Source organism: Microbacterium esteraromaticum (genome assembly GCF_017303215.1).
Classification (GTDB): Bacteria; Actinomycetota; Actinomycetes; order Actinomycetales; family Microbacteriaceae; genus Microbacterium; species Microbacterium esteraromaticum_C.
In genome coordinates this window covers 2,298,029-2,316,698 of sequence record NZ_JAEMWU010000001.1, presented here as the reverse complement: position 1 = coordinate 2,316,698, position 18,670 = coordinate 2,298,029, and the positions used below count along the sequence as shown (strand labels likewise).

The window sequence follows — 18,670 nt, the reverse complement described above, 5'->3', positions numbered from 1 at the left end:
CGACGCATTGGATCGTTAAGGAGTCCCGTGGCCCTCACCACCGACGTCAAGGCTGAGCTTGTCAGCATCCGCAATGCACCCCCGACGGTGCGCGTCGCGGAGGTGACAACCATTCTGCGCTTCGCCGGTGGGCTGCACTCGATCGCAGGTCGCGTCGCTGTCGAGGCGGAAGTGGATGCTGAGACGTTGGCCAAGCGCGTCACCCGCGACCTCGCCGAGATCTACGGTGTGCGTCCGGAGGTTGCCCAGGTCAAGGCGAGCTCCTCGGGCGGTGACGGTGCGCGCTGGGCCGTGCGCGTGATCGGCGCGGGGGAGACGCTGGCGCGCCAGACCGGTCTGCTCGACGCGCGACGCCGCCCGGTGCGCGGCCTTCCCAATCGCCTCACCACGGGATCCCCGGAAGAGCTCGGGGGCATCCTGCGCGGCGCCTTCCTCGCTGCGGGAACGCTCAGCGAGCCAGGCCGTTCGGCGATGCTGGAATTCTCCTGCCCCTCGGGTGAGGCCGCCATGGCTCTGGTCGGTGCCGCACACCGGCTGGGCATCGCCGCCAAGGCCCGCGAGGTGCGCGGCCTTCCGCGCGTCGTCGTGCGCGAGGGGGAGTCCATCCAGAAGATCCTCACCGTCATGGGTGCGCGCCGCACCGCCGTCTCCTGGGAAGAGATGCGTCAGCGCCGCGAGGTGCGTGCCGGTGTGAACCGCCTGGTCAACTTCGATGACGCCAACCTGCGCCGCTCGGCGCAGGCTGCCGTCGCCGCATGCGCACGCGTCGAGCGTGCGCTGCAGATCCTCGGCGACGAGGTTCCCGATCATCTGCGCATGGCGGGCAACCTGCGCCTGGCACACCGAGATGCGAGCCTCGACGAGCTCGGCCACCACGCCGAGCCGCCCCTCACGAAGGACGCGGTCGCCGGTCGGATCCGCCGCCTGCTCGCGATGGCCGACAAGCGCGCCCAGCAGGAGGGCATCCCCGGTACCGAGGCCGCCGTTCCCGTCGGCATCGACGACTGACTTCGGCTCGGGCAACGGGAAGGAACCGGCCTGGGGTGCTGTTGCCGTCAGTAGGATGAGAGACGTCCGCCCCTGCGGCGCACTTCGGCATCGCAGGTAATCGGTAAGCGCCGCGGCGCGGCGCGGATTGGATGAAATCGACATGGCGATCTACACGCTTCCCGACCTCCCCTACGACTTCGCGGCCCTCGAACCGCACATCAGCGGCAAGATCATGGAGCTGCACCACGACAAGCACCACGCGGCTTACGTCGCAGGTGCGAACGCGGCGCTCGAAGGCCTCGCCGAGGCACGCGAGAGCGGCAACCTCGCGAACGTCAACAAGCTCGAGAAGGACCTGGCCTTCAACCTCGGTGGCCACGTCAACCACTCGATCTTCTGGACCAACCTCTCGCCCGAGGGCGGCGGGCAGCCCGAAGGTGAGCTGAAGGCAGCCATCGACGAGTTCTTCGGCTCGTTCGAGAAGTTCCAGGCGCACTTCGCAGCGGCAGCAGCCGGCATCCAGGGGTCGGGCTGGGCCGTGCTCAGCTGGGACCCGATCGGTGCCCGCCTGATCATCCAGCAGCTGTTCGACCAGCAGGCCAACACCGCTCAGGGTACGGTCCCGCTGTTCCAGCTCGACATGTGGGAGCACGCCTTCTACCTGGACTACCTGAACGTCAAGGCCGACTACATCAAGGCCGCGTGGAACATCGCGAACTGGCAGAACGTTGCGCAGCGCTTTGAAACAGCGCGTGAGAAGACCTCCGGACTGCTGGTACTGTCGTAAAACATGGGCGTCCTGATGGGCGAAAAGCCCATCAGGACGCCGTTGTCCGCGTTATCGGCGAGATTCTCGCATTTCCTTGATTAAGAACCAGGAGACTTTCGTGTCTGTCAAGATCGGTATCAACGGCTTCGGTCGTATTGGAAGAAACTTCCTCCGCGCAGCGCTCGCACAGAACGCGGACATCGAGATCGTCGCGGTCAACGACCTCACCGACAACGCCGCGCTCGCGCACCTGCTGAAGTACGACTCGGTCGGCGGCCCCCTGGGTGTCGAGGTCTCGCACGAGGGTGATGTCATCACCGTCGGTGGCAAGGCCATCAAGGTGTTCGAAGAGCGCGACCCCGCCAACCTCCCCTGGGGCGAGCTCGGCGTCGACATCGTCATCGAGTCGACCGGTCGCTTCACCAAGGCAGCCGACGCGGGCAAGCACATTGCCGGCGGTGCGAAGAAGGTCATCATCTCGGCACCGGGTACCGATGTCGACGGCACCTTCGTCGTGGGTGTGAACGAGGACTCGTACGACCCGGCCGCGCACAACATCATCTCGAACGCCTCGTGCACTACGAACTGCCTCGCCCCGCTGGCGAAGGTCTTCAACGACAAGTTCGGCATCCAGCGCGGCTTCATGATGACCGCCCACGCGTACACCGCCGACCAGAACCTGCAGGATGGCCCGCACAGCGACCTGCGTCGCGCCCGCGCCGCCGCCGTCAACATCGTTCCGGCATCGACCGGCGCAGCCAAGGCCATCGGCCTGGTTCTGCCCGAGCTCAACGGCAAGCTGAGCGGCTCGTCCTACCGCGTGCCCGTGCCCACGGGCTCGATCGTCGACCTCACGATCGTCTCCGATCGTGACGACCTCACCGTCGAAGAGATCAACGCCGCGTACCGCGAGGCCGCTGCCGACGGACGCCTCGAGGGCATCCTGCAGTACACCGAGGACCCGATCGTCTCCAGCGACATCCAGCTGAACCCGCACTCGTCGATCTTCGACGCCGAGCTGACCAACGTCAGTGGCAACCTCGTCAAGGTCTCGAGCTGGTACGACAACGAGTGGGGCTACTCGAACCGTCTGGTCGACCTCACCGAGTACGTCGCAGAGCGTCTCTGAATCCGATGACCCTGCGCACCCTCGACTCGCTGGGCCCGCTGGAGGGCCGACGCGTCATCGTCCGCTGCGATCTCAACGTTCCCCTGCGGGACGGAGAGATCACCGATGACGGTCGCGTCCGCGCCTCCCTCCCGACGCTGAAGACGCTCATCGAAGCGGGAGCACGTGTGATCGTGTGCTCGCACCTCGGGCGTCCCGCCGGAGCACCCGACCCGCAGTACAGCCTGGCCCCCGTCGCAGAGCGACTGGGCGAGCTGCTCGACGCGTCGGTCGCGTTCGCCACCGACACCGTCGGACCTGCGGCACAGCAGGCAGTCGCGGAGCTGCAGAACGGTTCGGTCGTCGTGCTGGAGAACCTGCGGTTCAACGCGGGGGAGACGGCCAAGGACGAAGAGACGCGTCGCGGCTTCGCGACGGAGCTCGCATCGCTGGGTGATGCGATGGTCTCGGACGGCTTCGGCGTCGTGCACCGCAAGCAGGCCAGCGTCTACGACCTGGCCGAGCTGCTGCCCTCGGCGGCGGGGCTGTTGATCGCGGCTGAGCTCGATGTGCTCGACCGCCTCACCGAGACCCCCGAGCGGCCCTACACGGTCGTGCTGGGCGGCTCGAAGGTCAGCGACAAGCTCGGGGTCATCTCGCACCTGCTCCCGCGGGTGGATCGACTGCTGATCGGCGGGGGGATGCTGTTCACCTTCCTCGCCGCTCAGGGGCATGCCGTGGCATCGAGCCTGCTCGAGAGCGACCAGCTCGACACGGTGCGCGCATACATCGCCGAGGCCGCGGAACGCGGCGTCGAACTCGTGCTGCCCACCGACGTCGTCGTGGCGTCGGGGTTCGCGGCTGATGCCGCTCACGAGATCGTCGCTGCGGATGCCATCGAGCAGAGCTCGTTCGGCGCAGCGGGTATCGGCCTCGACATCGGCCCCGAGACGGCGGCGGCGTTCGCCGCCGCTGTCCGGGCGTCGAAGACCGTGTTCTGGAACGGTCCGATGGGCGTGTTCGAGTTCCCGGCCTTCGCCGCGGGCACGAAGGCGGTCGCGGAAGCGCTCACCGAGGTCGACGGTCTCGGGGTCGTCGGCGGTGGTGATTCGGCGGCTGCCGTGCGCCAGCTCGGCTTCGCAGATTCACAGTTCGGACACATCTCGACGGGCGGAGGCGCCAGCCTCGAGTTCCTCGAGGGCAAGAAGCTCCCAGGCCTGGAGGTACTCGGATGGCAAGCACGATGACGCAGAACCGCAAGCGCACCCCGCTGATCGCGGGCAATTGGAAGATGAACCTCGACCACCTTCAGGCGGTCGCGACGGTGCAGAAGCTGCACTGGACGCTGAAGGATGCCGGACACGAGGGTGACACGGTCGAGGTAGCCATCTTCCCGCCGTTCACCGATATCCGCAGCGTGCAGACGCTGATCGACGCCGACAAGATCCCGTTCGGTCTGGGTGCGCAGGACCTCTCAGCCCATGACTCCGGCGCGTACACCGGTGAGATCTCCGGCGCGTTCCTGTCGAAGCTCAATGTCGGCTACGTGATCATCGGTCACTCCGAGCGCCGCGAGTACCACGATGAGAGCGACGAGATCGTCGCCGCCAAGGTGAAGGCCGCGATCAAGCACGGCTTGGTTCCGGTGATCTGCGTCGGCGAGACCGCCGAGGATCTGGAACGGTTCGGTGCCAGTGCTGTGCCCGCCGGGCAGCTCGAGAAGGCTCTCGAGGGCATCCCCGCGACGAGCGACATCGTCGTGGCGTACGAGCCGGTCTGGGCGATTGGATCGGGCCAGGCTGCGACGCCCGCGCAGGCTCAAGAGGTCTGCGCCGCGCTGCGTGGCGTGATCGGCCGCGTGTTCGACGAGGACGCTGCGACACGCACCCGCGTGCTGTATGGCGGATCGGTCAAGTCGGGCAACATCGCGAGCTTCCTGCGCGAGCCCGACGTCGATGGTGCCCTGGTGGGTGGCGCGAGCCTCGTCGTGGACGAGTTCGCGGCGATCGTGCGGTTCGAGAAGCACGTCGGCGTGTGACGTGGACGGGGCGCGTGAGCGCCCCGTCCTATAATTGACGGCTAGGTGGGTCGACCGGCCCCCGTGAAAGGCTTCTTCGTGCAGGTACTCGAGTTCGTACTGCAAGTGCTGATGGGCATCACCAGCGTTCTGCTGACGCTCCTCATCCTTCTTCACAAGGGTCGCGGTGGCGGCTTGTCCGACATGTTCGGTGGAGGTATGTCGGCGGCCGTCGGGTCGTCGGGTCTCGCCGAGCGCAACCTGAACCGCTTCACCGTCGTGTTGGCGCTGGTGTGGTTCGTCTCGATCGTCGCCCTCGGGCTCATCACGAAACTGCAGGTGATCTGATGTCCACCGGAGGAAACGCGATTCGCGGTACGCGGGTCGGCTCGGGCCCGATGGGCGAGCAGGATCACGGCTACCACGCCGACCGCATCGCCGTGTCGTACTGGGACGGATTGGGCAACGAGACCGTCCGGTACTTCGCCGCCGGTCTGCCCGACGAGGAGATCCCTGACACGATCGACCACCCGCAGAGCGGCCTGCCCGCGGGGCGGGACAAGAGCAACCCGCCGGCCCTGTCGAAGACCGAGCCGTTCAAGACGCACCTCGCCTACGTGAAGGAGCGTCGCACCGACGAGGAAGCTGAACAGCTTCTCGAAGATGCGCTCACGCAGCTGAGGGAGCGTCGCGGCGGCCGTTGAGCCGCGCCCCCCGCAGTCCCAGAACAACGAGTAAGGGCCCCCACCGCGAGGTGGGGGCCCTTACTCGTTGTGATCGAGATGATCCGTGAGGATCACTCTGATCGAAATGGAGGGGATGACGGGAATCGAACCCGCGTCATTAGTTTGGAAGACTAAGGCTTTACCATTAAGCTACATCCCCGCTGTCGGGGGCTTGATGCCTCCGGTGGGCCCCGCTGTGCGGTGCGCCTCGTCAAGCATAGCGGACAGTTGGAGTGCTCCCGTCCGTTAGACTCATTGAGGCCGATCCCGCGCGCGGGTCAAGCCGGGGCGTAGCTCAGCTTGGTAGAGCGCCCGCTTTGGGAGCGGGAGGTCGCAGGTTCAAATCCTGTCGCCCCGACCACGGCCCAGACTTCACGACCGCGCCGTTCGTGCGGAAACCACAAGGAGATACCCCAGCATGGCCAACAGCACCGTCGAGAAGCTTTCCCCGACCCGGGTCAAGCTCACCATCACGGTCACCCCCGAGGACCTCAAGCCCAGCATCGCGCACGCGTACGAGCACATCGCTCAGGACGTGCAGATCCCCGGCTTCCGCAAGGGCAAGGTTCCTGCGCCGATCATCGATCAGCGCGTCGGTCGCGGTGCGGTCATCGAGCACGCCGTCAACGAGGCACTGGACGGCTTCTTCCGTGAAGCCGCCGCCGAGCACGGCGTGCGCATGGTCGGACGCCCCGCCGCTGACATCACGCAGTGGCCGAACGAGAAGGACTTCTCGGGCGACCTGCTGGTCGACATCGAGGTCGATGTTCGTCCCGAGGTCGAGCTGCCCAGCCTCGAGGACATCACGATCACGGTCGACGCCGTCGAGGCCGACGCCGCCGGCGTCGACGCTGAGCTCGACGAGCTGCGTGCCCGCTTCGGCACCCTGATCCCCGTCGACCGTCCGGCCGCCAAGGGCGACTTCGTCGACCTTGACCTGGTCGCGAACATCGACGGCACCGAGATCGACCGCGCCGACGGCGTGTCGTACGAGATCGGCTCGGGCCAGCTGCTCGAGGGCATCGACGAGGCGCTCGAGTCGCTCACTGCCGGTGAAGAGACCACTTTCCGCTCGACGCTGGTCGGTGGCGACCACGCGGGTGAAGAGGCCGAGGTCGCCGTGACGCTCAAGGCGGTCAAGGAGCGCGAGCTGCCCGAGGCAGACGACGACTTCGCGCAGATGGCTTCGGAGTTCGACACGATCGCCGAGCTGCGCGACAGCCTCGCCGAGCGCGTCGCTGAGCAGGGCGTCTTCACCCAGGGTGCCGCTGCGCGCGACCAGCTGATCGAGACGCTGCTCGAGCAGGTCGAGATCCCCGTTCCGGCCCAGCTGATCGAGGACGAGGTGCACAACCACCTCGAGTCCGAGAACCGCCTGGAAGACGACGAGCACCGCGCCGAGGTCACCGAGGCCAGCGAGAAGCAGTTCCGCACCCAGGTGCTGCTCGACACGATCGCCGAGAGCGCCAACGTGCAGGTCTCGCAGGAAGAGCTCAGCCAGTACCTGATCCAGTCGGCCGCTCAGTACGGCATGGCTCCGCAGGAGTTCGTCGAGGCGCTGCAGGGCGCTGGCCAGCTGCAGTCGCTGGTCGGCGAGGTCGCGCGCAACAAGGCGCTGGCCGCAACCCTCGGCAAGGTCAAGATCGTCGACAGCAACGGCACCGCCGTCGACCTGTCGGCGTTCATCGGTGACGCCGAGGACGAGGCCGCTGACGAGGCCCCGGCCGAGGAAGCCCCCGTTGAGGAGGCTCCGGCTGAGGAGAAGCCCAAGAAGAAGGCTCCGGCCAAGAAGAAGGCCGCTGCGAAGGACGACGCCGACAAGGCCGAGTAACCAGAGCGCGGATAGGGGCGGATGCTGCGGCATCCGCCCCTTCTGCGTCTGCGGAGGATGACATGACAGACCTGGATACCCGATTCGATGCGGTCTGGGACGATGAGTCCCTGTCGGACGACGAGCGCATCGTCGCTATCGACGCGCTAGCGGCCCTTTGCGACGACGCTGCGCGCGCAGCATTCGAGCGCGCCGGCGCGCGCGACTCGGCGGGACGCGAGGGCGAAGCCGAACCGCTGTACCGACGTGCCCTGGAACTGGGGCTTGCCGAGGAGCTGCGCGTGCAGGCGGTGATTCAACTCGCGAGTACTCTGCGGAATCTGGGTCGCGTCGCCGAGAGTCTCGACCTGCTGCGCGCCGAGCGTCGGCGTGGGGGAGAGCTCAGTGACGCTGTGGCCGCGTTCTACGCCCTGTCACTGGCATCCGCCGGCGATCCGCTCTCGGCGACGTCGGTCGCGCTGCAAGCACTCGCGCCGCACTTGCCGCGCTATCGCCGTTCGGTGACCGCCTACGCGCAGGAGCTGCGCCCGCCCCGGTGATATGCCGACGGCGAACACGGGGGAGCAGGCTGCCGCGCGCCGGTAGATTCGAATCACCGAAACACGGAAACAGGAGCTGACATGGCTGAACCTCTGATGGCGACGAGCGTCTTCGACAGGCTGCTGAAGGATCGCATCATCTGGCTGGGCTCTGAGGTGCGCGATGAGAACGCGAACGAGATCTGCGCCAAGATCCTCCTTCTCGCCGCCGAAGATCCCGAGAAGGACATCTACCTCTACATCAACTCGCCCGGTGGTTCGATCACCGCGGGAATGGCGATCTACGACACGATGCAGTTCGTGCCGAACGACATTGTCACCGTCGGCATCGGCATGGCCGCCTCGATGGGACAGCTCCTGCTGACCAGCGGCACCAAGGGCAAGCGCTACATCACCCCGAACGCCCGCGTGCTGCTGCACCAGCCGCACGGCGGCTTCGGCGGAACGGCCAGCGACATCCAGACTCAGGCGCAGCTGATCCTCTCGATGAAGCGTCGCCTCGCCGAGATCACGGCATCGCAGACCGGCAAGACGGTCGAGCAGATCAACGAGGACGGCGACCGCGACCGCTGGTTCACCGCCGATGAGGCCCTCGAGTACGGATTCGTCGACCACATCCGCGAGCACGCCAGCGACGTGCACGGCGGCGGCGGCACCGGCGCGGACAAGTAAGGCAGGAAGACACCTATGTACACCCCCACTTTCCGCGCCGCCGGCAACCTCCCCTCCAGCCGCTACGTGCTGCCGCAGTTCGAAGAGCGCACGGCCTACGGCTTCAAGCGTCAGGACCCCTACAACAAGCTGTTCGAAGACCGCGTGATCTTCCTCGGCGTGCAGGTCGACGACGCATCGGCCGATGACGTCATGGCGCAGCTGCTGGTTCTGGAGAGCCAGGACGCCGAGCGCGACATCACGATGTACATCAACTCGCCCGGTGGCTCGTTCACGGCGATGACCGCGATCTACGACACGATGCAGTACGTGGCGCCGCACATCCAGACCGTCGTCCTCGGCCAGGCGGCATCGGCGGCCTCCGTGCTGCTCGCAGCGGGTGCTCCCGGCAAGCGTCTGGCCCTGCCCAACGCGCGCGTCCTGATGCACCAGCCCGCCATGGGTGAGGCCGGCCACGGTCAGGCATCCGACATCGAGATTCAGGCGGCCGAGATCCTGCGGATGCGCACGTGGCTCGAAGAGACCATGGCCAAGCACACCGGCAAGGCGACCGAGCAGGTCAACAAGGACATCGACCGCGACAAGATCCTCTCCGCTCAGGAGGCGCTCGAGTACGGCATCGTCGACCAGGTGCTGACCTCGCGCAAGCGCGGCTGACGCGACCTGACACTGAAGCCCCCTTCGATCATCGATCGGAGGGGGCTTCGGCGTTCCGCGCGTCGCGCGCAACGAATGCGCAGTACAACCGCATGTGAGTGCTCATCTGAGCACGCCGATGCGCGTTCGTCGGCAAGCTCCTATGCTGAAGGCGAGAGGAGGATGCCCGTGGATGACGAACTGCTGATGGTCAGGGTCGCGGAACTGTCGTACGACGAGAACAAGACTCAGGACGAGATCGGCGCTTTGCTGGGCATCTCGCGCTGGAAGGTCGGGCGTCTGCTTGTGCAGGCGCGCGAACAGGGCATCGTCCGCATCGAGATCGTGCACCCGCGGGCGCGCCGACTCGGTGTGGAACGCGCGCTCGTCGCGCGTTTCGGGCTGAAGGATGCCGTCGTCGTCCCCGCCGTCGACAATCCGGACGCCCTGCTCTCCCACGTCGCGGCAGCGGCCGCGGAATTGATCATGGCTCTGCGTCCGGTACCTCGCGAGATCGCCGTCAGCTGGGGGCGCACCCTCACCGCCGTCGCCGACGCCCTTCCGCAGGGGTGGGCGACGGGCGTCACCGTCGTCCAGGCGAACGGCGGCGTGAGCTTGAACCGTCGCTCTGGCGGCGCGGCATCCGTCGCCGTCACGATGGCCCAGCGCGGCGCCGGACAGGCAGTGCTGCTGCCCAGCCCCGCGATCCTCGAGCGCGTCGAGACGAAGCTGGCGATCGAAGCGGACCGAACGATCGCGGCGATCCTCGACCGTGCTGCCCGGGCGAACACCGTGCTGTTCACAGCCGGCCCGTGCGACGCGGGATCCGCGCACGTCGAGAACGGGTACCTCGCGGCGCAGGACATCGCTGAACTCTCGCGCCGTGGCGCGGTGGGCGACGTGCTCGGGCGGTACATCGACGCCGACGGGAACATCGTCGACCCTCAACTCGATGCCAGGACCGTCGGCATCGGCCTCGACAGCCTGCGCTCCGCAGAACGCGCGATCTTCGTGACCGCGGGCGCCTCGAAGCACGACATCGCGCGTACAGTCGTCAGCAACGGACTGTGCTCCGTTCTGGTGACCGATGAATCCACTGCCCTTGAACTCTTGGAGGAGATGTGACGACCACGGAACTGGCCCGCCGAACGGCGGTCGACGTGCTCGGCGGTGAACCCGACGACCAGACCCTGCGGCGCTTCCTGCACGGCCTGCCCGGCGTCGACGCCGTCGGCCTGGAACAGCGCGCAGCCGCACTCGGCACACGTTCGATCAAGACGACGTCGAAGGCCTGGGCACTCGACAAGATCGTCTCGTTGATCGACCTGACCACACTCGAAGGGGCCGACACGGCCGGCAAGGTGCGCTCGCTGGTTGCGAAGGCGAAGAACCCGGATGCCGCAGACCCGAGTACTCCGCTGGTGGCAGCCGTCTGCGTCTACGGCGACATGGTCGGCCATGCGGTCGACGCGCTCGGCGACCTGCACGGAGACCCTGACGACGGCCGCATCGCGGTGGCCGCGGTGGCCACGGCCTTCCCGTCGGGCCGCGCGTCGCTGGAGATCAAACTCGCCGACACGGCGGATGCTGTCGCCGCCGGCGCCGATGAGATCGACATGGTGATCGACCGCGGCGCCTTCCTGGAAGGCCGCTACGGACTGGTCTTCGACCAGATCGCCCGGGTCAAGGAGGCCTGCCGCCGCGAGGACGGCAGCTATGCCTCGCTGAAGGTCATCATGGAGACCGGCGAGCTGAACACCTACGACAACATCAAGCGCGCCTCATGGCTGTCGATCCTCGCCGGAGGCGACTTCATCAAGACCTCCACGGGCAAGGTGCAGCCGGCTGCGACGCTGCCGACCACGTTGCTCATGCTCGAGACGGTGCGCGATTGGCACCGCGCCACCGGCGAGAAGATCGGTGTGAAGCCGGCCGGTGGCATCCGCTCGTCGAAGGACGCGATCAAGTATCTCGTCACCGTCGCCGAGACGACCGGCGAGGAGTGGCTGCAACCACACCTGTTCCGGTTTGGCGCGTCGAGCCTGCTCAACGACGTGCTGCTGCAGCGCCAGAAGATGATCTCCGGCCACTACTCCGGCCCCGACTACGTCACGATCGACTGAGAAGGAGAGCGCATATGTCATTCCTGGAATACGCTCCCGCACCCGAGTCCAAGGCAGTCCTGAACCTGCGTGAGAGCTACGGGCTGTTCATCGACGGTGAGTTCGTCGACGGCACCGGGTCGAGCTTCCACACGATCTCTCCCGCCGATGAGTCCCGCATCGCCGAGGTCGCATCGGCATCCGACGACGACATCGATCGCGCCGTCGCGGCTGCCCGCCGCGCGCACGACAAGGTGTGGTCGAAGATGAGCGGGCGCGACCGCGGCAAGTACCTGTTCCGCATCGCACGTCTCGTGCAGGAGCGCGCACGCGAGCTCGCCGTGGCAGAGAGCCTCGACAACGGCAAGCCGATCAAGGAGAGCCGCGACGTGGATGTGCCGCTGGTGGCATCCTGGTTCTTCTACTACGCGGGCTGGGCCGACAAACTTGACTACGCGGGCCTCGGAGCCGACCCCAAGGCGCTGGGCGTGGCGGGGCAGATCATTCCGTGGAACTTCCCGCTGCTGATGCTCGCGTGGAAGATCGCTCCGGCACTGGCCGCGGGCAACACCGTGGTGCTCAAGCCGGCCGAGACGACGCCGCTGACGGCGTTGATCTTCGCCGAGATCGTGCAGCAGGCCGACCTGCCCGCCGGCGTCGTCAACATCGTCACCGGGGCCGGGGCGACCGGCGCGACGCTGGTGCGGCACGCCGACGTCGACAAGATCGCCTTCACGGGGTCGACCGGCGTGGGACGCAACATCGCCAGGGCCGTCGCGGGAACCGACAAGCGGGTCACGCTGGAACTGGGCGGTAAGGCGGCCAACATCGTCTTCGACGACGCGCCGATCGACCAGGCGGTCGAGGGGATCGTCAACGGCATCTTCTTCAACCAGGGTCACGTGTGCTGCGCCGGGAGCCGGCTGCTGGTGCAGGAGTCGATTCACGACGAGGTCGTGGACCGCCTGAAGCACCGACTGTCGACTCTGCGCCTGGGGGACCCGCTCGACAAGAACACCGATATCGGTGCGATCAACTCCGCGGCCCAGCTCGAGCGCATCCGCGAACTCAGCGCGGTCGGCGAGAGCGAGGGCGCCGAGCGCTGGACCGCCGACTGCGCGATCCCCGACAAGGGTTTCTGGTTCGCGCCGACCATCTTCACCGGTGTCGAGGCGTCGCATCGCATCGCGCGCGACGAGATCTTCGGTCCGGTGCTGTCGGTGCTGACCTTCCGCACCCCGGCCGAGGCGATCGCGAAGGCGAACAACACCCCGTACGGCCTGTCGGCGGGCATCTGGAGCGATAAGGGGTCGCGCATCCTCGCCGTGGCCGACAAGCTGCGTGCCGGTGTCGTGTGGGCGAACACCTTCAACCGGTTCGACCCGGCCAGCCCGTTCGGCGGGTACAAGGAGTCGGGATACGGGCGCGAGGGCGGCCGACACGGCCTGACCGCATACCTCAAGGGAGCATCGGCATGAGCAAGCGACTGACCGTTCCGAAGACGTACAAGCTGGCCATCGGCGGTGCGTTCCCGCGCAGCGAATCGGGACGCACCTACGAGGTGCGCTCGGCGAAGGGCGAGTTCCTCGCCAACGCCGCGAAGGCCTCGCGGAAGGATGCCCGGGATGCCGTCGTCGCCGCGCGCGGCGCCGTGAAGGGCTGGTCGGGTGCGACCGCGTACAACCGCGGTCAGGTGCTCTACCGGGTCGCCGAGATCCTGGAGGGTCGTCGCGCCCAGTTCGTCGACGAGATCGTCGCTCAGGAGGGCGTGACCGCGGCCGCCGCCGGAACGCAGGTGGACGCCGCCATCGACCTGTGGGTCTGGTACGCGGGGTGGTGCGACAAGTACGCTCAGGTCACCGGAAACGCCAATCCCGTGGCGGGGCCGTACTTCAACATCTCCGTACCCGAGCCGACCGGTGTCGTCGCGACGGTCGCGCCACAGGACTCGGCGCTGCTCGGGCTCGTCTCGGTCGTCGCGCCGGCTCTGGTGGCGGGCAACGCGGTGGTCGTCGTCGCGAGCGAGCATTACCCGCTGTCGGCGATCAGCCTGGCAGAGGTGCTCGCGACCAGCGATGTGCCCGGCGGCGTCGTGAACGTGCTCACCGGTTCGGCCGCCGAGGTCGCGCCCTGGCTCGCCTCGCACGCCGACGTCAACGCCCTGGATCTCACCGGAGCGGGGGCCCTCGACTGGGTCGACCTCGAGATCGCGGCGGCCGACACACTCAAGCGCGTGCTGCGCCCGGCATCCGCCGAACCGAGCCTCGATCGCATCACAGCATTCACCGAGACGAAGACGGTCTGGCACACCAAGAGCATGATCTGAGTCGCTGACGTCCGTCGTCACCCAGCAACGCCCCGTTCGGCTTCGGCCGGGCGGGGCGTTCGTCTCTCGTGCGGGCGCGCACTAGCATGCCGACATGCAGAGTCTCTCTCGCCGTGTATCGGTTTCTGCCATCGCGCTGTTGGGCGCGCTCACCGTCGGCTGCACCGCGGCAGAGCCCGAGTCGGCCCCGGTTGCGGAGACTCCCCACACCACGCCCGCCACGAGCGCCGAGGCGACGCCGACACCATCCGCGGCCCCCGCACCGACGCCGACGACCGACCTCGGAGGGTGCGAGTCCAGAACCAAGCTCGGCTTCTTGACCGGTGGTGATGAGGCGGGGCGCTGGGTGTACTGGACGGGACCGCAACTTCAAGACAGGGGAGCGACGAGCGGAGCCCGCGGCAGCGTGGCGACGGATGACGGAGGGCGCCTTCTCTCGTACGTGGTCGCAGACGGAGACGGCGCCTATGAGATCAGCGATCGTTTCTGTATCGACATCATCTCCTTCACGACATACAGCGACCAGCACTGGCTGAAGCTTGATCCCGGCGATGTACTGCGGCTCGCCATCGAGCCAGCAGACCTGTTCGAGGTTGACTAGGGTGCCGGCCGGCGCGCTTCTGTTGGCTCGCGCGCCAATCCGCCCGGGTGTCGGTGGGTGCGGTTAGGCTCAGAGGACGATCTTTCGATCCCGAGGAGGACGCATGGCCCGCATCGGTGAAAGCGCTGATCTGTTCAAGTGCTCGTTCTGCGGAAAGAGCCAGAAGCAGGTACAGCAGCTCATCGCAGGCCCTGGTGTGTACATCTGCGACGAGTGCGTCGAATTGTGCAACGAGATCATCGAGGAGCGCATGGCCGAGGCCGGTGCCGGTCCCGTGGCCGACTTCGAGCTTCCCAAGCCGCGCGAGATCTTCGCCTTCCTCGAGGAGTACGTGGTCGGGCAAGAGCCTGCGAAGCGGTCACTCGCCGTCGCCGTGTACAACCACTACAAGCGCGTGCGCGCTCGCGGTGCCCTGCAGCCGGCCGAGCAGAAGGCCGAAGAGGTCGAGGTCGCTAAGAGCAACATTCTCATGCTCGGGCCCACCGGGTGCGGCAAGACCTACCTCGCGCAGACGCTCGCAAAGCGGCTGAACGTTCCGTTCGCCGTCGCGGATGCCACGGCGCTGACCGAGGCGGGGTACGTCGGCGAGGACGTCGAGAACATCCTGCTCAAACTGCTGCAGGCCGCCGACTACGACACCAAGCGCGCCGAGACCGGCATCATCTACATCGATGAGATCGACAAGATCGCCCGCAAGGCAGAGAATCCCTCCATCACGCGCGACGTGTCCGGCGAAGGCGTCCAGCAGGCGTTGCTGAAGATCCTGGAGGGCACCGTCGCCTCCGTCCCGCCGCAGGGTGGTCGCAAGCATCCGCACCAGGAGTTCCTGCAAATCGACACGACGAACGTGCTGTTCATCGTCGCGGGAGCGTTTGCCGGGCTGGAGGACATCATCTCGGCCCGTGTCGGCAAGCACGGCGTCGGCTTCGGCGCACCTCTGCACGACAAGGGCAAGGACCTCGACCTGTTCGGCGAGGTACTGCCCGAGGACCTGCACAAGTTCGGTCTGATCCCCGAGTTCATCGGTCGACTCCCGGTCGTGACCTCTGTGTCGCCGCTCGACCAGGACGCGCTCATCGACATTCTCACCGGGCCCCGCAATGCGCTGGTCAAGCAGTATCAGCGCATGTTCGAGCTGGACGACGTGCAACTCGAGTTCGAAGAAGACGCGTTGCGCTCGATCGCCGACCTCGCCGTGGAACGCAAGACCGGCGCCCGAGGACTCCGCGCGATTCTCGAGGACGTGCTCGGACCGATCATGTTCGAGATCCCCTCCGCCGAGGACGTCTCCAAGGTCATCGTCACCAAGGACGCCGTCGAAGAGGGCGCAGCCCCGACGGTGATCCTGCGCCGCAAGCGCAAGAGCGCGTGAGCGCGGCTATCCCGGGAACCATCGTCACGCTCGGCGGCGGTGGTTTCTCGATGTCCGATGACGGTACGTCGGCCATTGACGACCTCCTGCTGGACCTCACCGGACGTGAACGACCCAAGGTCTGTTTCGTGCCCACGGCCAGCGGTGATTCCCTCGACTACAGCAGTCGCTTCGAGGCCGCCCTCGCGGGACGCGCCGAGACCTCGGTGCTGTCGCTGTTCGGCAACCGGGTCTACGACTACACCGACTCCGAGATGCTTCGCGATCAGGACGTGATCTACGTCGGCGGCGGTTCGACGGCCAACCTGCTGGCGATCTGGCGTCTGCACGGTGTGCCCGAGGTGCTTCGCGCGGCGGCCGCCGACGGCACGATCCTCGCCGGCATCAGCGCGGGTATGAACTGCTGGTTCGACGCCTCGTCGACCGACTCGTTCGGACCGCTCGCTCCTTTGCGTGATGGGCTCGGATTCCTGCCCGGGAGCGCCTGCCCGCACTACCTCGGTGAGCCGGGGCGCCGCGAGAAGTACCTCGACTGGGTGGGCTCGGGAACGCTGCCCGAGGGAGTCGCGGCCGACGATTTCTCGGCCCTCATCTGGCGCGACGGCGAGCTCGTCGAGGCGGTCAGTGAACAGCCCGGGCGTCCCGTTTTCCAGGTGGAGCGCCGGGACGGCGTCGGCGTCGAGCGCGAGATTCCCGTGCGGCAGCTGACGGCGCGCTGAGCGCCGATCACGGGCATCCGCCGTCGGAGAACGCGCCGCGTGCGCGTGCCCGGGACGTCGACGCGGCGCGTCCTCGGAGATCTGCACAACTTCGGAGGCCCTGCGGAACCCGTCTCCGAGAATGCGCAGATCTCCGAAGTTGTGCAGCGAGAAGTCGTGCAGCGACCTGACCCCTCCGACCGGAAGTGCTCAGCCCTCCAGCCCGCGCCGCTTCAACAGCGGGCCGATCTCGGCATCCCTCCCGCGGAACTCGCGGTAGGCCTCCAACGGGTCCTTCGAACCGCCCACACCCAGCAGCAGGCGACGGAACCGATCACCGTTCTCGCGCGTCAGGCCGCCGTGCTCGCGGAACCACGCCACGGTGTCGGCATCGAGCACCTCGCTCCAGATGTACGAGTAGTATCCCGCGCTGTAGCCGCCGGAGAACACATGGGCGAAGTAGGTCGACGAGTACCGCGTCGGCACCACCGGATTGAGCAGGCCGATGTCGGCGAGTGCCGCACGCTCGAACTCCGCGACCTCGGGGAGCTCGTCGCTCGTGCCCATGCGGTGCCAGGCCTGGTCCAGCCACGCCGCCGCGAGGTACTCGCTGGTGGCGTGTCCCTGGTCGAAGGTCGTCGACGCCTGCAGGCGCTCGACCACCGCAGAGTCCAGCGGCTCATCGGTCTCGTGGTGCCGGGCGTAGTTGCTGAGCACCTCGTCCCACAGGATCCACATCTCGTTGACCTGGCTGGGGAACTCGACAAAATCGCGGAACACGTTCGTCCCCGAGAAATGGGGGTACGTCACGCGCGCGAACAGGCCGTGCAGGGCGTGCCCGAACTCGTGGAAGAGCGTGGTCACCTCATCCAGCGTGAGCAGAGTGGGCTGTCCGTCGCCCGGCCGGGACACGTTGAGGTTGTTCGCGACGACCGGTAGCTGGCCGCGCAGTGCGGACTCGCTCACGATCGGATTCATCCATGCGCCGCCGCGCTTGGAATCGCGCGTGTAGAGGTCCAGCACATAGAGTCCGACCGCGGATCCGTCGGCGTCGTGCACCTCGAAGATGCGGGCATCGGGATGGTACGCCCGCAGATCGTCGCGCTCGGTGAAACGGATGCCATAGAGCTGCGTCGCGGCGAAGAACACGCCGTCGACGAGCACCCGCTCGGCCTCGAAGTACGGGCGCAGGGCGGCAACGTCGATATCGAACCGCTGCGCGCGCACCTTCTCGGTGTAGAAGGCCCAGTCGTGTGCCTCCAGAGCGAACGGCTCGGGTTCGACCGTGTCGATGATGCGCTGCAGCGCCTCGCGCTCGCGTTCGGCGTTGCGTGCCGCCGGTACGGCGAGTTCACGCAGCATCCGCTCGACCGCATCCGGTGACCCCGCGGTCTCATCGGCTGTGACGTACGCGGCGTGGGATTCGTAGCCCAGCAGGGTCGCGCGCTCGGCGCGCAACCCGACGATCTCGGCGAGCACCGCGCGGTTGTCGTGCGCGTTTCCGCGCGCACCCCGCGCGAGAGATGCGGTGAGGATGCGCCGGCGGCTCTCGCGCACGGTGAGGGCGGCGAGATACGGATGCCCGGTGAACAGCGGCAGCGTCACCAGGAAGCTGCCCTCCAGGCCCCGATCTGCGGCGGCGCGCGCGGTGGCGCTGAGCTCGCCATCCGAGAGGCCGTCGAGGTCGGCCGCGTCATCGAAGAGGACGGCGAGGTCGTTCGTGTCGTTGAGCAGGTTCTTCTCGAACGTGGTGCTCAGCGAGGACAGGCGCTGATTCAGCGCGGTGAGCCGGGCCTTCGCAGCGGCGTCGAGCGCGGCGCCGGCATGCGTCATCTCTCGGAAGTGGCGCTGCACGAGATAACGCTGCTCGGCGGTGAGGTCTGGCCGGGCGTCGAGTGCGTCGTGCACCCGGCAGACGCGCCAATACAGCTGTTCGTCGAGCAGGATCGCATCGTGATGAGCGGCCATCAGCGGGGCAAGCTCTTCGTCGATGGCCTGGATCTCGGGCGTGGCATCCGCCGAACTGACGGTGTAGAAGGCGTGGGCCACGCGGTCGAGCAGTTCACCGCTGCGCTCCAGCGGCTCGATCGTGTTCTCGAAGGTGGGCATCGATCGCACCACCGTGAGCGACCGGATCTCGCCGAGCTGTTCGTCGAAGCCCTGGCGGAACGCCGGCATGTAGTGCTCGGGCCGGATCGCGGCGTAGTCGGGAAGCCCGTACGGCAGCGACGAAGGAGACAGGAGCGGGTTGGTGTCCACGGTCATCCGTCGAGTCTAGGTCGGG

Annotated in this window: 18 protein-coding genes, 2 tRNA genes and 1 pseudogene; 19 read left to right on the top strand and 2 right to left on the bottom strand. The window is 67.1% G+C overall.

Annotation, left to right across the window (positions count from 1 at the left end; all coding sequences use genetic code 11):
* Positions 1 to 27 precede the first annotated feature (27 nt).
* The 7 genes from whiA (at position 28) to JF543_RS10670 (ending at position 5,588) form a co-directional block, all read left to right on the top strand.
* Entirely contained in the window at positions 28 to 1,008 is a 981-nt protein-coding gene (gene whiA / locus JF543_RS10700) for a DNA-binding protein WhiA (RefSeq protein ID WP_179410567.1), read from the top strand.
* Positions 1,009 to 1,150: 142 nt separating this feature from the next.
* Entirely contained in the window at positions 1,151 to 1,777 is a 627-nt protein-coding gene (locus tag JF543_RS10695) for a superoxide dismutase (protein WP_179410568.1), read from the top strand.
* Positions 1,778 to 1,877: 100 nt separating this feature from the next.
* The gene (gene gap / locus JF543_RS10690; protein WP_179410569.1) at positions 1,878 to 2,888 is read left to right on the top strand and encodes a type I glyceraldehyde-3-phosphate dehydrogenase; all 1,011 of its coding nucleotides are present in this window, start codon (positions 1,878 to 1,880) and stop codon (positions 2,886 to 2,888) included.
* 5 nt (positions 2,889 to 2,893) lie between these two features.
* Entirely contained in the window at positions 2,894 to 4,114 is a 1,221-nt protein-coding gene (locus JF543_RS10685; protein WP_179410570.1) for a phosphoglycerate kinase, read from the top strand.
* The gene (gene tpiA / locus JF543_RS10680) at positions 4,099 to 4,905 is read left to right on the top strand and encodes a triose-phosphate isomerase (protein WP_242519439.1); all 807 of its coding nucleotides are present in this window, start codon (positions 4,099 to 4,101) and stop codon (positions 4,903 to 4,905) included. Before JF543_RS10685 ends, tpiA begins: the two co-directional genes overlap by 16 nt.
* Before the next feature lie 78 nt (positions 4,906 to 4,983).
* Complete coding sequence (secG, locus tag JF543_RS10675) at positions 4,984 to 5,232, top strand: preprotein translocase subunit SecG (protein ID WP_179411819.1); 249 nt, start codon at positions 4,984 to 4,986, stop codon at positions 5,230 to 5,232.
* Positions 5,232 to 5,588 (top strand): RNA polymerase-binding protein RbpA, encoded by a 357-nt coding sequence (locus JF543_RS10670; protein WP_179410571.1) that lies wholly within the window; start codon positions 5,232 to 5,234, stop codon positions 5,586 to 5,588. The genes secG and JF543_RS10670 overlap by 1 nt, the downstream gene beginning before the upstream one ends.
* Before the next feature lie 107 nt (positions 5,589 to 5,695).
* Here JF543_RS10670 and JF543_RS10665 read toward each other — a convergent pair.
* Positions 5,696 to 5,769: transfer RNA gene (locus tag JF543_RS10665), tRNA-Gly, on the bottom strand.
* A 124-nt stretch (positions 5,770 to 5,893) separates the two neighbouring features.
* Between JF543_RS10665 and JF543_RS10660 the strand changes: the two genes are divergently transcribed.
* The 12 genes and pseudogenes from JF543_RS10660 to JF543_RS10605 all read left to right on the top strand — a co-directional run bounded on the left by JF543_RS10660 (position 5,894) and on the right by JF543_RS10605 (position 16,407).
* Positions 5,894 to 5,970: transfer RNA gene (locus JF543_RS10660), tRNA-Pro, on the top strand.
* 57 nt (positions 5,971 to 6,027) lie between these two features.
* Positions 6,028 to 7,440 (top strand): trigger factor, encoded by a 1,413-nt coding sequence (gene tig / locus JF543_RS10655; protein WP_206824034.1) that lies wholly within the window; start codon positions 6,028 to 6,030, stop codon positions 7,438 to 7,440.
* A 62-nt stretch (positions 7,441 to 7,502) separates the two neighbouring features.
* The gene (locus tag JF543_RS10650) at positions 7,503 to 7,979 is read left to right on the top strand and encodes a tetratricopeptide repeat protein (protein WP_206820291.1); all 477 of its coding nucleotides are present in this window, start codon (positions 7,503 to 7,505) and stop codon (positions 7,977 to 7,979) included.
* A gap of 69 nt (positions 7,980 to 8,048) precedes the next feature.
* Positions 8,049 to 8,651, top strand: a pseudogene (locus JF543_RS10645) (ATP-dependent Clp protease proteolytic subunit); the annotation flags it as partial.
* Positions 8,652 to 8,666: 15 nt separating this feature from the next.
* Positions 8,667 to 9,308 (top strand): ATP-dependent Clp protease proteolytic subunit, encoded by a 642-nt coding sequence (locus tag JF543_RS10640; RefSeq protein ID WP_179410575.1) that lies wholly within the window; start codon positions 8,667 to 8,669, stop codon positions 9,306 to 9,308.
* A gap of 162 nt (positions 9,309 to 9,470) precedes the next feature.
* Complete coding sequence (locus JF543_RS10635) at positions 9,471 to 10,412, top strand: sugar-binding transcriptional regulator (protein ID WP_206824032.1); 942 nt, start codon at positions 9,471 to 9,473, stop codon at positions 10,410 to 10,412.
* Positions 10,409 to 11,410 (top strand): deoxyribose-phosphate aldolase, encoded by a 1,002-nt coding sequence (gene deoC / locus JF543_RS10630; protein ID WP_206824031.1) that lies wholly within the window; start codon positions 10,409 to 10,411, stop codon positions 11,408 to 11,410. Before JF543_RS10635 ends, deoC begins: the two co-directional genes overlap by 4 nt.
* 14 nt (positions 11,411 to 11,424) lie before the next feature.
* Positions 11,425 to 12,867, top strand: a complete 1,443-nt coding sequence (locus JF543_RS10625; protein WP_206820296.1) for an aldehyde dehydrogenase family protein — start codon at positions 11,425 to 11,427, stop codon at positions 12,865 to 12,867.
* Positions 12,864 to 13,715: an aldehyde dehydrogenase family protein gene (locus JF543_RS10620; RefSeq protein ID WP_206820297.1), complete on the top strand. Its 852-nt coding sequence runs from the start codon at positions 12,864 to 12,866 to the stop codon at positions 13,713 to 13,715. The genes JF543_RS10625 and JF543_RS10620 overlap by 4 nt, the downstream gene beginning before the upstream one ends.
* 94 nt (positions 13,716 to 13,809) lie before the next feature.
* A complete protein-coding gene (locus tag JF543_RS10615) occupies positions 13,810 to 14,316 on the top strand; it encodes a hypothetical protein (protein ID WP_206824029.1) in 507 nt (168 codons plus the stop codon).
* 103 nt (positions 14,317 to 14,419) lie between these two features.
* On the top strand, positions 14,420 to 15,688 hold the full coding sequence (gene clpX, locus JF543_RS10610; protein WP_179410580.1) for an ATP-dependent Clp protease ATP-binding subunit ClpX: 1,269 nt from the start codon (positions 14,420 to 14,422) through the stop codon (positions 15,686 to 15,688).
* Positions 15,685 to 16,407, top strand: a complete 723-nt coding sequence (locus tag JF543_RS10605) for a peptidase E (RefSeq protein ID WP_347401141.1) — start codon at positions 15,685 to 15,687, stop codon at positions 16,405 to 16,407. The genes clpX and JF543_RS10605 overlap by 4 nt, the downstream gene beginning before the upstream one ends.
* Before the next feature lie 189 nt (positions 16,408 to 16,596).
* On the opposite strand, the gene JF543_RS10600 is transcribed toward JF543_RS10605, so the two are convergent.
* Positions 16,597 to 18,651 (bottom strand): M3 family metallopeptidase, encoded by a 2,055-nt coding sequence (locus JF543_RS10600; RefSeq protein WP_206824027.1) that lies wholly within the window; start codon positions 18,649 to 18,651, stop codon positions 16,597 to 16,599.
* Positions 18,652 to 18,670: the final 19 nt, after the last annotated feature.